Source organism: Mycobacterium alsense (genome assembly GCF_002086635.1).
GTDB classification, from domain to species: Bacteria; Actinomycetota; Actinomycetes; order Mycobacteriales; family Mycobacteriaceae; genus Mycobacterium; species Mycobacterium alsense.
The window spans coordinates 16,807-29,317 of record NZ_MVHD01000020.1 but is presented as its reverse complement, the minus strand read 5'-3'; the positions used below and the strand labels follow the sequence as shown (position 1 = coordinate 29,317).

At 68.5% G+C, this 12,511-nt stretch carries 9 protein-coding genes; all 9 read right to left on the bottom strand.

The genetic code is table 11. From position 1 onward, the window contains the following. Window positions 1–5: 5 nt before the first annotated feature. A complete protein-coding gene (gene fadD32 / locus BST11_RS13510) occupies window positions 6–1,904 on the bottom strand; it encodes a long-chain-fatty-acid--AMP ligase FadD32 (protein WP_083138464.1) in 1,899 nt (632 codons plus the stop codon). 285 nt (window positions 1,905–2,189) lie between these two features. Continuing rightward, complete coding sequence (gene culp6, locus BST11_RS13505) at window positions 2,190–3,200, bottom strand: carboxylesterase Culp6 (protein WP_083138463.1); 1,011 nt, start codon at window positions 3,198–3,200, stop codon at window positions 2,190–2,192. Window positions 3,201–3,320: 120 nt separating this feature from the next. Continuing rightward, window positions 3,321–4,229, bottom strand: coding sequence for an esterase family protein (locus tag BST11_RS13500; protein ID WP_083138462.1), 909 nt, complete (start codon window positions 4,227–4,229; stop codon window positions 3,321–3,323). A 131-nt stretch (window positions 4,230–4,360) separates the two neighbouring features. Continuing rightward, the gene (gene ag85A, locus BST11_RS13495; protein WP_083138461.1) at window positions 4,361–5,398 is read right to left on the bottom strand and encodes a diacylglycerol acyltransferase/mycolyltransferase Ag85A; all 1,038 of its coding nucleotides are present in this window, start codon (window positions 5,396–5,398) and stop codon (window positions 4,361–4,363) included. A 339-nt stretch (window positions 5,399–5,737) separates the two neighbouring features. Then, entirely contained in the window at window positions 5,738–7,723 is a 1,986-nt protein-coding gene (aftB, locus tag BST11_RS13490) for a terminal beta-(1->2)-arabinofuranosyltransferase (protein WP_276032551.1), read from the bottom strand. After that, the gene (locus BST11_RS13485; RefSeq protein WP_083138459.1) at window positions 7,710–8,624 is read right to left on the bottom strand and encodes a decaprenyl-phosphate phosphoribosyltransferase; all 915 of its coding nucleotides are present in this window, start codon (window positions 8,622–8,624) and stop codon (window positions 7,710–7,712) included. The genes aftB and BST11_RS13485 overlap by 14 nt, the downstream gene beginning before the upstream one ends. Further along, on the bottom strand, window positions 8,617–9,162 hold the full coding sequence (locus BST11_RS13480; protein WP_083138458.1) for a phosphatase PAP2 family protein: 546 nt from the start codon (window positions 9,160–9,162) through the stop codon (window positions 8,617–8,619). The genes BST11_RS13485 and BST11_RS13480 overlap by 8 nt, the downstream gene beginning before the upstream one ends. Further along, window positions 9,155–11,050, bottom strand: coding sequence for a glycosyltransferase (locus BST11_RS13475; RefSeq protein ID WP_083138457.1), 1,896 nt, complete (start codon window positions 11,048–11,050; stop codon window positions 9,155–9,157). Before BST11_RS13475 ends, BST11_RS13480 begins: the two co-directional genes overlap by 8 nt. Further along, window positions 11,047–12,285, bottom strand: a complete 1,239-nt coding sequence (glf, locus tag BST11_RS13470) for a UDP-galactopyranose mutase (RefSeq protein WP_083138456.1) — start codon at window positions 12,283–12,285, stop codon at window positions 11,047–11,049. Before glf ends, BST11_RS13475 begins: the two co-directional genes overlap by 4 nt. Window positions 12,286–12,511: the final 226 nt, after the last annotated feature.

Sequence of the window (12,511 nt, the reverse complement as noted above, 5' to 3'; positions counted from 1 at the left end):
CGTGTTCAGTCCGTTGAGCTGGCGAACGCCGTCGGCGAACCGACGCCGCTGCGCAAGCTTCCGTCGAGGTAGGCGGCGCGGCACGCGCGGCGCCCGATTTTGCCGCTCGAGGTGCGCGGAATCGTCCCGGCCTGCACCAGCAGCAGGTCGCGCACGGTCACCCCGTGGCGCACCGCGATGGCGGCCCGGATGTCGTCGGCGATGGGCTGGTATTCGAGCTTGTGCGTGCCGGCGGCGCGCTCGGCGACGATCACCAACTGCTCGGAGGTGTCCTCGGGGTCGTACTTGATGCCGGCGTGCGGGTTGTCGAACACCACCTGCGGCAGCTGGTTGGCCGGGACGGAGAACGCGGCGACGTAGCCGGTCCGCAAGGCGCGGCTGGCCTCCTGCGCCGAGTACTCCAGGTCCTGCGGGTAGTGGTTGCGGCCGTCGATGATCACCAGGTCCTTGATGCGGCCCGCTATGTAGAGGTGGCCCTTGAAGTAGGTGCCGTAGTCGCCGGTGCGCACCCACATGCCGTCGTCGGGCGCGCCCTCGGCGTGGGACTGGCTGACGCGCGACTTGAGGATGTTCTTGAAGGTCTCGGTGGTCTCGGCCTCCTTGCCCCAGTAGCCGATACCGAGGTTGTTGCCGTGCAACCAGATCTCGCCGATGTGACCGTCGGGCAGCTCGCTGGCGGTGTCCGGGTCGACGATGACCGCCCATTCGTCGACGCCGATGACGCCCGCGGAGACCTGCGCGACGGCGTTGGGCGCGTCGGCGGGGACCTCGACGAAGCGCTGTTTGTTCAGTTCGTCGCGGTCGACGTGGATGACGGTGGGCGCCTCGTCCATCGGGGTGGTCGAGACGAACAGCGTCGCCTCTGCCAGGCCGTAGGAGGGCTTGATCGCCGTCTCGCGCAGGCCGTAGGGCGCGAACGCCTCGTAGAACTTGCGCATCGACGCCGGTGACACCGGCTCGCTGCCGTTGAGGATCCCCTTGACGTTGCTCAGGTCCAGCGGCGGCTCGCCCTCCTTGGGCACCCCGCGCACGGCGGCGTGCTCGAAGGCGAAGTTGGGCGCCACGGTGAACACCTCGCAGTCCGGCGCGTCGTCGGGCTTGCGCGCCATCTCCCGGATCCAGCGCCCGGGCCGGCGCACGAACGCGGCCGGGGTCATGAAGGTGAAGTTGTGGCCGAGCACCGGTGACAGCAGCGCCGTGATGAGGCCCATGTCGTGGAAGAACGGCAGCCAGCTCAGCCCGCGGTCGCCCTCCTTGCCTTCCAGCCCGTTGAGCACCTGCAGCACGTTGGTGGGCAGGTTGAGGTGGGTGATCTCCACCCCGGTCGGGGTGCGGGTGGAGCCGGACGTGTACTGCAGGTAGGCGATGGTGTTGTAGTCGGCCTCGGGCTCCTGCCAGGTCGCGGCCACCTCGTCGGGCACCGCGTCGACGGCGATGACGCGGGGGCGTTCCTTGGCCGCGCGGGCGCGGATGAACTTGCGGACACCCTCGGCGGCGTCGGTGGTGGTCAGGATCGTCGAGGGGGTGCAGTCGTCGAGCACGGCGTGCAGGCGCCCGACGTGACCGGGCTCGCTGGGGTCGAACAAGGGCACCGCGATCCGCCCGGCGTACAGGGCGCCGAAGAAGGCGATCAAGTAGTTGAGGTTCTGCGGGCACAGGATGGCGATGCGGTCGCCCGGCTGGGTGACCTGCTGCAGACGGGCACCCACCGCCCGGTTGCGGGCGCTGAAGTCGCGCCAGACGATGTCGCGGTAGACACCGTCGCGTTCCGTGGAGAAGTCCACGAACCGGTAGGCGAGCCTGTCGCCGCGAACCTTCGCCCACTTCTCAACGTGACGAACCAGGTTCGTGTTGTCCGGGAACCTGATCTTTCCATTCACGATGAACGGGTTGTGGTACGCCATGCCGCCTCTCCTGTCACAACCATCGGGTGTCGGGCTTCGCCGACCTAAAATCTTGTGCCGGCTGCGCCGACGGGTCCTCTATACACGAACCAGCAGGGACCCGCTTGAAGGCGCCGGTCCGTGCTGGCGTGGGCCCCGATCGGGGCCGCGACGACGTTCTTATTGCTCTTAGTTTTCTCTTAATGTTAAGGGTCGCCTCGCGGCTGGCCAAATCACAAGGTACCGCCGATCACGCTTGGTAAGCGGCTAGGTAACGGCTGTGTCCGGTGCCTGTCCAATGCCCGATCACCCGTGCTTGGGATGCGGCGCGTTTTCGATCAACCCCCGGGCCCAATTGAGCGTCCAATCGGTCGCCGGCACCCCGTCGAGGTTCCAGAACTGCGTCGTGGCATACAGCGCGTGGACCGGTTGGCCGGCGCCGCCGGCCAGGGTGTTGAGGGTGCCGGGCAGGTTGGCGATGCTGAAGGCCTCGTTGGGTGCGGAGCAGATGAGGTCACCGGGCGCGCAGATCTCGTTGGTCTTGCCGTTGAGCGCGCCGAACCCGCCCGGCCGCTCGCCGGTCATGGTCAGGCCGAGCCCGGACAGCATCGGCACCTCGTGCAGGGTGATCTCGGCGCCCTGGCCCGGCGGGTTGGGCCCGACGTCGTTGCCCACCCCCTCCTGGCGGCGCCCGTCGGCGATCAATGTCACACCGAGGACCAGGTCGTCGTCGACGGGACCCCGGCCGTTGCCGATGTCGCTGGCGATGTCGCCGGCGATCACCGCGCCCTGGGAGAAGCCCATCAGCACATAGCTGGTCAACGGGCACTTGTTGTTCATGTCGGTCATCGCCTGAACGGTCGCGCGGGTGCCTTCCGCGCGGCTGTCGTTGTAGGACATCTGCGGGTCACCGCCCAACGGATTGTGGAATTGCGCCGTGTAGGGGACGGTGAACGGCTGCACCCGCGACGCAGGGAATTGCTGCGCAATCTCCGCGGTCACCTTGTGCAGCAACGCGTTTGGAAACTGCATCGGGTTGAGCGGGTCGTCCTGCACCGACGACTCCCACGTGCCCGGAACGTTGACCAGCTGCACGTCGGGGCAGGACGCGTCCTGGAACGCCGGCCGCGGCTTGTGCGGGTGGCTGGTCGCCGACGACGGCGGCAGGATCCCGGGCGGCACCGCGCTGGGCGGGGTGTCGTGGCCGCGCAGCAGCACCACCACGGCCACCACCACCAGCAACACGACGCCGGCCACCGCCAGGGCGGCAGTCCAGGCCAGGATCCGGTGGCGTCTCCGCCGCGCGCTCGTCGTCATGTTCTCCCGCTAGCAGGGTCGGTAGATCGCAGCTGATTTCCAGGCGAGCGGCCATCCGCCCGCTGCTGGACTCCCTACACGGTACCGGCGTTTTCGCCGGGCCTACGCGGGGCGGCCGGGCTACCGGATGGCGCCGACGATGTCGCCCGACATGGCTCCCAGCTGGCCCGACCACGAGCCCCAGCCGTTGTCGCCGCCGCCGGGGAAGTCGAAGTGGCCGTTGTGCCCGCCCACGCTGCGGTACTGCTGGTAGAACATCCGGCTGTTGCCCATCGCCTCGCCCGCCTGCCCGATCATCGCGGCGTCGTCGCCGCCCATGTTCGTCGGGCTGTAGACCCACACGCGGGTGTTGTTCTGCGCCAGCAGCGCGGCGTGCACGTAGGGGTCGTGCCACTTCCACCGGCCCAGCTGCGGGGCGCCCCACATTCCGTTGCCGTCGACGCCGCCGAATTGCTGCAGGCCGGCCAGGATCGCGCCGTTGGTCGTGGTGTTCGACGGATAGAGGAACCCGGACAGCGAGCCGGCGAAGCCGAAGCGGTCGGGGTGGAAGGCGGCCAGCGCCATGGCGCCGTAGCCGCCCTGGGAGGCGCCGACGGCGGCGTGGCCGCCGGGCGCGAGGCCCTTGTTGGCCGCCAGCCAGTTGGGCAGTTCGTTGGACAGGAAGGTGTCCCACTGCTTGCTGCCGTCCTGCTCCCAGTTGGTGTACATACTCCAGGCCCCGCCCGCGGGCGCCACCACCGAGATCCCCTTGCCGGCCAGGGTGTTCATCGCGTTGCCGGCGGTGACCCAGTTGCTGACGTCCGGCGCGGCGTTGAAGGCGTCCAGCAGATAAACGGCGTGCGGGCCGCCGCCCAGGAAGGCCACCGGGATGTCGCGGCCCATCGCCGCCGACGGCACCATCAGGCTCTCGTAACCCGCGGCGCGCGCCTTTCCGGCAGGGCCGGTGGTCACGACTACGCCCACCCCCACCGACAGTGCGGCGACGCAGAACACCCGCAGCAGCGCTGACAGACCCCGAACGACCCTCATCTCCACCCTCCATCGTCTAGTCGCTGTGAGCACAGTAACCGCAGGGCAGTGAAATAGACCACACCCGGCGATCGATAAACCAACGGCGGCGACCCCGAGGGATCGCCGCCGTCAGTCGCGTTGCTTATCTCTTAGGTGCCCTGCCCGTTACCGGCGGCCGCGGCGGTGGCCGGACCGGCGCCCGGCGTGGCGCCCAGCGTCGCCTGCAGGTCACCCTTCATGGCGTTGAGCTGTGCGCCCCAGTACGGCCAGTCGTGGGTGCCGTTGGCGTCGAAGTTGAAGATCGCGTTGTGGCCACCGGCCTGGTTGTACGCGTCCTGGAACTTCAGGTTGGAAGTCCGCACGAAGCCCTCGAGGAACTTCGCGGGCAGGTTGTCGCCGCCGAGGTCCGACGGCTTGCCGTTACCGCAGTAGATCCAGATCCGGGTGTTGTTGGCGACCAGCTTGCCGACCTGCAGCGACGGGTCGTTGCGCTGCCACGCCGGGTCCTCCTTCGGCCCCCACATGTCGGCGGCCTTGTACCCACCGGCGTCACCCATGGCCAGGCCGATCAGCGACGGGCCCATGCCCTGCGACGGGTCAAGCAGCGCCGACAGCGAGCCCGCGTAGACGAACTGGTTCGGGTGGAAGGCCGCCAGGATCAGCGCCGACGACCCGGCCATCGACAGGCCGACCGCCGCGCTGCCGGTCGGCTTGACCTGCTTGCTGCTCTGCAGGTACGCCGGCAGCTCACTGGTCAGGAAGGTCTCCCACTTGTATGTGGTGCAGCCGGCCTTGCCGCAGGCGGGCTTGTACCAGTCGGAGTAGAAGCTGGACTGGCCACCGACCGGCATCACGACCGAAATGCCCGACTGGTTGTACCACTCGAACGCGGGAGTGTTGATGTCCCAGCCGTTGTAGTCGTCCTGCGCGCGCATGCCGTCGAGCAGGTACAGCGCCGGCGAGTTCGCGCCGCCGCTCTGGAACTGAACCTTGATGTCGCGGCCCATGGCGGCCGAGGGAACCTGCAGGTACTCCACCGGCAGACCGGGGCGCGAGAACGCCCCCGCGGTCGCCGAGCCCCCCACGGCGCCAATCAGACCCGACAGCAGGGCCGCGCCAACGGCACCCACCATGAGCCGGCGCGGCATGCCAGCCGCGGCGCCCCGAAACCTGTCGACAAGCCTCATCCTTGCTTCCTCATCCTTCCGGCCTTACGGCGCACTCATCCGATCGGCGCATCCTCGAAATAGTTCGCACTGCATGCGTGTGACGCAGCAGTGCCCGGAGTAGTCAACCACACCTTCGGTCGTCGGCCCGCATCGAGTGACTGAGGCAAACCGTCAACCGCCGCCCCCGCCCAGCGGTTTTCACGCCGAACAATCCGGCCCCCTACCGCGTTTCCGCATGTGCCTGGCGCGCGCCGGGCACTGGTGAGCCCATAGATGTGAAGTTGCTGGCAATGTCGGGGCCGGGACGCCCGGTCGGGTGTGAGATTTCGCCGAAAAAATTTTTCGGCCCCACCGCCCTCACTCCCGGGGAGGCGGCGGTATCGCCTCCGGAACCGGCAGGCCGCACCTGGCGAGCTCGTACAGCGGGACGCGGTCGATGCGGTACCGGGTGAACTCGAACGAGTGCACGGCGTTGGAAACGAAGCGGTGCAACGTCATTGGGGCCCGCACCGAGCTGAGCACCGCTTGTGTCTCGGGGCACTTCAGCGCCGCCACCGCTTGGGCGACCCAGTTCGCGTCCAGATAGCCCGGAATGCCCGGATAGACCTTGACCCATGGGCCGTCGGCGATCACCCAGTCCGGGAAGAGGTTTTTGTCGTGCCCGATCCGACCGTGTTTCAGGCGCTCGGTGTGCTGCGCGAGCGGGTTTGCCAGACCGATCTGGTCGATCACCCGTACGTCGAGCCCGACGTTCATGCCCAGCATGCCCAGATTGGTGAAAAAAACCGTGTGCTGGGGCTTTTGCGGCACGGTGTCGTTCGGGTTGCTCCCCGGCGCCGGCTGCGCCATCGGCACCAGGTCCCATTGGATGTAGTTGCCAGACGGCAGCAGCAGCGCCCCCTCGGGGGTGTTGTCGAGCGCCGTGAGAACGGCCGCCATCCGGGGGTAGTCGAGGTAGTCGGCGGCCGTCAGCGGGTGGGCGCGCCCGGTGGCCTGGGCATAGAAGCGGCGCTCGTCGACGATCCCGGAGTAGGTGACGTGGGTGGCGTCGTAACCCATCCCCGGTGAGTTTGCTGCCCACAGCGACCAGCCGGCCAGACCGAGCCACAACGCGCTGGCGGCGCCCGCCACCCAGTAGCCCGTTTCCCGTGAGTAGTCCTGCCCGTCCGGAACGGCCACCGGGACGACGGCCACCGGCGCCAGCAAACAAAACAGCGGCGCCAGGAGCACCCGTGCGTGCATGAAGTCGCCGCCCTGCCGAATCCAGTAGAACCCCTGCAGCAGCCCGCTGAACAGGACGAAAGCCACCACCGCCGACGGGCTCTGCACCGCCCGCGCGAAGCGGCCGTAGTCGGGCGACAGGACCGGACGAAGGAACGACGGGCGGCGGCGCGCCGCCGCCATCAGCGCGCCCAACGGGAGCAGCAATACCGCCGGCACCCACAGCGCGTAGGGCGCGTTGAAGTTCGAGAGATAGACCATCCCCTGGGACCACTTGTCGCCGGCCGCGTCCTTGGCCAGCGCCGTCCCCGGCACCAGCAGCCCGTAATAGCCCATCCGGAAGATCTCGTAGGCGACCGGCAGGAATCCGCCGGCCACCACGACCAGCGCGCGTCGGCGCCAGGTGCGGGCCGCGACCAGCATCATGATCAGCGCGAGCCCGCCCATCAGCGCCAGCTCGGGCCGGACCAGAACGCTGAACCCGGCGACGAACGCCAGCGCGCCGATGAATACCGGGCCGTCCGGCCGGCCCCGGACCGGCTGCGCCCAGCACACCATCATCCACCACAGCAACCCCAGGTAGGCCAGCGTCAGCCCGCTTTCCAGGCCGGAGGTGGCGAAGTCACGTGCCGGGGGTAACGCGATGTAGGCCAGCGCCCCGGCGGGCACCATGATCGCCCTTCGGCCCCGCAGGCTGGGCGCGTACAACCGGCCCGCGCCCAGCATCAACAGGCCCACACCGAGCAGCGACAGCGTCAGGGCCAGCGCCAATGCCACGTATTCCATGCGCATCGGCCCGCCGACCCAGCTCCCGAGGTACATCAGGTAGGTCCACGCGGTGGACGTATTGGCCTCGACCCGCTCGCCCTGGTTGAACACCGGCCCGTTGCCGGCCAGCAAATTGCGCACCGTGCGCAGCACGATGAGCCCGTCGTCGGCGATCCAGCGCCGCTGCCAGGCCCCCCAGCCGAACAGGACGGTCACCACCGCCACGCTGATCCACAGGCTGACCCGGACCCAGACGTGGTAGCGGAACAGCGGCCGGCCGGGCCGCCGCACCGCCGGCCGTCGGCGCATCACACCCAGCGCCAGGGCCTTCAGGTCGGGACTAGCCGAAGGCAACGGCGGCCCCGACCGTCGCGATCCACGCCAGCGCCAGCAGCTGCAACACCCGGTCGCGCAGCGCGATGTCCTCGGGCTCGCCGGCCAGGCCGCCGTCGACGTCGACCGCGTAGCGCAGGATCGCGATGGTGAACGGGACCATCGACACCGCGAACCAGGACCCGGAATGGCGGTCGCGCTCGAAGGCCCACAGCCCGTAGCACACCACCACCGCCGTGGCCGACATCGTCCAGACGAACCGCAGATAGGTGCTGGTGTAGCTCTCCAGCGCCTTGCGGATGACCGCGCCGGTGCGCTCGGCGACCTGCAGCTCGGCGTAGCGCTTGCCGGCCACCATGAACAGCGACCCGAACGCGACGAAGAGCAAAAACCACTGCGACAACGGGATATCGGTGGCGGCGCCGCCGGCGATGGCCCGGAGCAGATAGGCCGACGAGACGATGCAGATGTCCATCACCGCTTGGTGTTTGAGGCCGAAGCAGTAGCCGAGCTGCATCCCCAGGTAGACGGCCATCACCAACGCCAGGTTCGGCGTCAGCCACCAGGCAATCGCGAGGGACGCCACGCCCAGCACCACCGCCAGGACGTAGGCCAGCCACTCGGGCACGACGCCGGCCGCGATCGGCCGGAAGCGCTTGGTCGGATGCTCGCGGTCGGCCGCGACGTCGCGCACGTCGTTGACCAGGTATATCGCCGACGCCGCCAGGCTGAAGACCACGAACGCCACCGCCACCTTGGTCAGGACCTCGGTGTAGTCGTAGCGGACGGGGCCGCCCAGCGCCGCCAGCGGCGCGGCCAGCACGATGACGTTCTTCACCCATTGGCGCGGGCGGATGGCCTTGACCACCCCGGTGAGCAGGTTCGCGGGGGGGCCGACCACTGGAATTACGTCGTCACTCACGGAGCCAAACCTTTCGCGCTCGCCCCGCGACCCCCGCAACCGCGGCGCCGAGGGCTATGCCGCAGGCCACGTCGCTGGGATAGTGCACGCCCAGCAGTATCCGCGACAGCGCCATCGGCGGAACCAGCACCGCGGCGCTGATCGCGGCGGGCAGCCCGCCGGCCCGGCCCATCAGGATGGCCGCCGCCGTCGTCGAGGTGGCGTGCGCCGACGGGAAGCTGAGCTTACTGGGCGTGCCGACGTTGACCGCGACGGCCGGATGATGCGGCCGTTGGCGCCGCACCAGCCGCTTGACCAGCACCGCCGCGGCATGCGCGACGAACGCCCCGGCCCCGGCCACCAACCAGTCCTGGCGCCGGGCGGGCATCAGCATCGCACCGAAGGACGCCACCGCGAGCCAGCCGAGGCTGTGCTCGCCGAAGTGGGACAGCCCGCGCGCCGCGGACAGGACGCCGGGCCGGTCGGCCAGCGCCGACTGGACGGCCACCAGCGCGGCCACTTCGCCGCGCGGAGCGTCCACGGGAGGGGCTTCAGCCATGTTTCGAGTCGTCCTGCGCGGGGGACAGGGCCGTCTCCCACTTCTGCTTGCTGGACAGCACCGGCAGCGCATCCCGGTACACCCGCCGCATCTCGTCGAAGCGGCCCACCAACTGACGCTGCCGGCGCAGCGACTGCAGCAGCAGCGAGAACATCTTGCGCCGGTCACGCTGGCGGTAGACCACCCCGCATCCGTCGGCGGTCGTGACGGTGGCCCCGTCGAGCGTGCACAGCCGGAACCAGCGCGCGTCCTGGGTCGCGACGTTGAACTCCGGGCGCCGGTGGGCTTCCGGGTCCGCTTTGGTCATGTTGTGCAATATGCCGCGCGCCAGCCGGTAACCGATGGACACGGGGTGCACCGGCGGCTTCATCGCCTTGCTCTGGTGCAGGGGCGGCGGCAGCTCGCTGGCGGCCGGCAGCGCGACGGCGTCCGGGTATTCCTTGCGCATGCGGTGCACGTCCGGCAGCGCGGTGCCCAGGATCGAGAAGATGTGTTCGGGGCCGGCCAGGAAGTCGTCGATGGCCTTGTTCTGGATTGCCACGGTCGAATATTCAAGGCAGGCAAGGTGTTTCAGCGTCGCCTTCAAGTGGCTGCGGACCAGTCCCGTGACGTCACCGTCCCAGTGCATCGCCGCGACCACCAGCCGGTTGCGCAGGTGGAAATAGGCCTGCCAGTCGATGGCGTCGTCCTTGTCGCTCCAGGCCATGTGCCAGATGGCCGCGCCGGGCAGGGTCACCGTCGGATACCCGTGCTCGGCGGCCCGCAGGCCGTAGTCGGCGTCGTCCCACTTGATGAACAGCGGCAGCGGCTGCCCGAGCTCTTCGGCGACCTGCCGCGGGATCATGCACGTCCACCAGCCGTTGTAGTCGGCGTCGATGCGGCGGTGCAGCAGCTTGCTGCGGGGGTTGTCGTCGTTCAACGGGTACTGGGCGAAGTCGTGGTCGTACTCGGCGTGTGGCGCGGCGGTCCACATGAAGTTCGACGGGTTGACGACCTCGCCCATGATGTGCAGGTGCGACGGCTCCTGCAGGTTGAGCATCTGCCCGCCCACCAGCATCGGGGTCTTGGCGAAGCGGTGCATCGCCAACACCCGCAGGATCGAGTCGGGCTCGATGCGGATGTCATCGTCCATGAACAGGATCTGTTGGCAATCCGTGTTTTTCAGCGCCTCGTACATCACCCGGCTGTAGCCACCGGAGCCGCCGAGGTTGGGCTGGTCGTGGATGGAGAGCCGGTTGCCCAGCCTGGCGGCCGCGGCGGGGAAGTCGGGGTGGTCGCGCACCTTGCGCGTGCCCTGGTCCGGCACGATCACCGCGCCGATCACCTGGTCCACCAACGGGTCCGCGGTGAGCTCGGCCAGCGCGTTGGCGCAGTCGGCGGGGCGGTTGAACGTCGGGATGCCGACCGCAATGTTGGCCTCACCTGGGGCGGGCTCGGTCGCATACCAGCCACCGGCCAGCAGGGCGACGTCGGTGTCGGTGTTGACGTCGAACCAGATCCAGCCGCCGTCCTCGAACGGCCGCAGCGACACCTCGATCTCGACGACGGCGGGTGCGCTGTCGTCGCCGGAGAATTGGCGCCCCTCCACGAAGATGCGCGCCCCGGTGGCCTTGGTGCGGTAGACGTCGACGCGGCCCGTCCCGGTCATCTCGACGCGCAGCACCACCGACTTGCATATCGACCAGCGGCGCCAGTAGCTGGCCGGGAACGCGTTGAAGTACGTGGCGAACGACACCTCGGATTCCGCGCCGATCTGCAGCGAGGTACGCGACGTCGCGTGCGCGCGCCGCGCGTTGGTGGTCGACTCCTCCAGGTACAGCTTGCGCACGTCGAGGGGTTCCCCGGGGCGCGGCAGGATGATCCGGGCCAGTGGGCTCACTGCGCTCATGCGCGCACCTCGGTGCTTGCTGCGTCCTTTTCGTCTTTTGCGTCCTTTTCGACGAGCGGGGCACCGTCGCGCAGGTGTGGCGCGAGGGTGTTGTCGTACATGTTCAGGGCGCTGGCGATCGCCATGTGCATATCCAGGTATTGATAGGTGCCCAACCGGCCGCCGAACAGCACCCGCGACGACGCGGTCTCGGCCTTCGCCCGGGTTCGGTAGGCGGCCAGCAGGGCGCGGTCGGCCTCGGTGTTGATGGGGTAGTAAGGCTCGTCGTCGTCTTCGGCGAACCGGGAGTACTCGCGCATGATCACCGTCTTGTCGGTCGGATAGTCGCGCTCGGCGTGGAAGTGCCGGAACTCGTGGATGCGGGTGTACGGCACGTCGGGATCGTTGTAGTTCATCACCGACGTCCCCTGGAAATCGCCGGTGGGCAGCACCTCCACCTCGAAATCGAGGGTGCGCCAGCCGAGTCGGCCCTCGGCGTAGCCGAAGTAGCGGTCCAACGGCCCGGTGTATACGACCGGGGCCGACGGGGACTCGGCGCGCAGCTGATCGCGCACGTCGAACCAATCGGTGTTGCGCCGGACCTCGATGCGGTCGTCGGCCGCCATCCTTTCCAGCCAGGCCGTGTAGCCGTCGACCGGGAGGCCCTCGTATTTGTCGCTGAAGTACCGGTTGTCGAAGGTGTAGCGCACGGGCAGCCGGGTGATGTTCGACGCGGGCAGTTCCTTCGGGTCGGTCTGCCACTGCTTGGCGGTGTAACCCTTGACGAACGCCTCGTAGAGGGGCCGGCCGATCAGCGAGATCGCCTTCTCCTCCAGGTTTTTCGCGGCGGCGGTGTCGATCTCGGCGGCCTGCTCGGCGATCAGCCGCCGCGCTTCGTCCGGGGTGAAGTAGCGGCCGAAGAACTGCGACACCAGCCCCAGCCCCATCGGGAACTGGTAGGCCTGCCCGTTGTGCATCGCGAACACCCGGTGGCGGTAGTCGGTGAAGTCGGTGAACTGCCGCACGTAGTCCCAGACCCGCTTGTTGGAGGTGTGGAACAGGTGGGCGCCGTACTTGTGCACCTCGATGCCGGTCTCCGGCTCGGGCTCCGAGTACGCGTTGCCGCCGATGTGCGGGCGCCGTTCGACGACGAGCACGCGCTTCCCGAGTTGGGTAGCCACACGCTCGGCAATGGTCAGGCCGAAGAATCCGGAGCCGACGACAAAGAGGTCAAAGCGACGAGCAGGAGAAGTCATCGGTTGCTTAGGGTATCCGACCGCGCGGGCCTAACCCATTTGGCGAGGCCAGGGAGTCGGAATCAGGCCAGGTGCCAACCATTTTCGGAGCCGTTCTGGGGGCCGTTTCGGAGGGCTGCTTGCGCGATCACGGTCGGGGTCGCAATTACCTCACGATTCCATATCAGCACTCCAGTCACAGAAATCCCACTCGTACCATCGATTCTGTGTGCTTCACGCCAGCTAG

What these genes read in the sequence shown, in the direction of transcription:
- fadD32 (WP_083138464.1), bottom strand. Translation starts at nt 1,904, where the DNA reads ATGGCGTACCACAACCCGTTCATCGTGAATGGAAAGATCAGGTTCCCG.
- culp6 (WP_083138463.1), bottom strand. Translation starts at nt 3,200, where the DNA reads ATGACGACGAGCGCGCGGCGGAGACGCCACCGGATCCTGGCCTGGACT.
- BST11_RS13500 (WP_083138462.1), bottom strand. Translation starts at nt 4,229, where the DNA reads ATGAGGGTCGTTCGGGGTCTGTCAGCGCTGCTGCGGGTGTTCTGCGTC.
- ag85A (WP_083138461.1), bottom strand. Translation starts at nt 5,398, where the DNA reads ATGAGGCTTGTCGACAGGTTTCGGGGCGCCGCGGCTGGCATGCCGCGC.
- BST11_RS13480 (WP_083138458.1), bottom strand. Translation starts at nt 9,162, where the DNA reads ATGGCTGAAGCCCCTCCCGTGGACGCTCCGCGCGGCGAAGTGGCCGCG.
- BST11_RS13475 (WP_083138457.1), bottom strand. Translation starts at nt 11,050, where the DNA reads ATGAGCGCAGTGAGCCCACTGGCCCGGATCATCCTGCCGCGCCCCGGG.
- glf (WP_083138456.1), bottom strand. Translation starts at nt 12,285, where the DNA reads ATGACTTCTCCTGCTCGTCGCTTTGACCTCTTTGTCGTCGGCTCCGGA.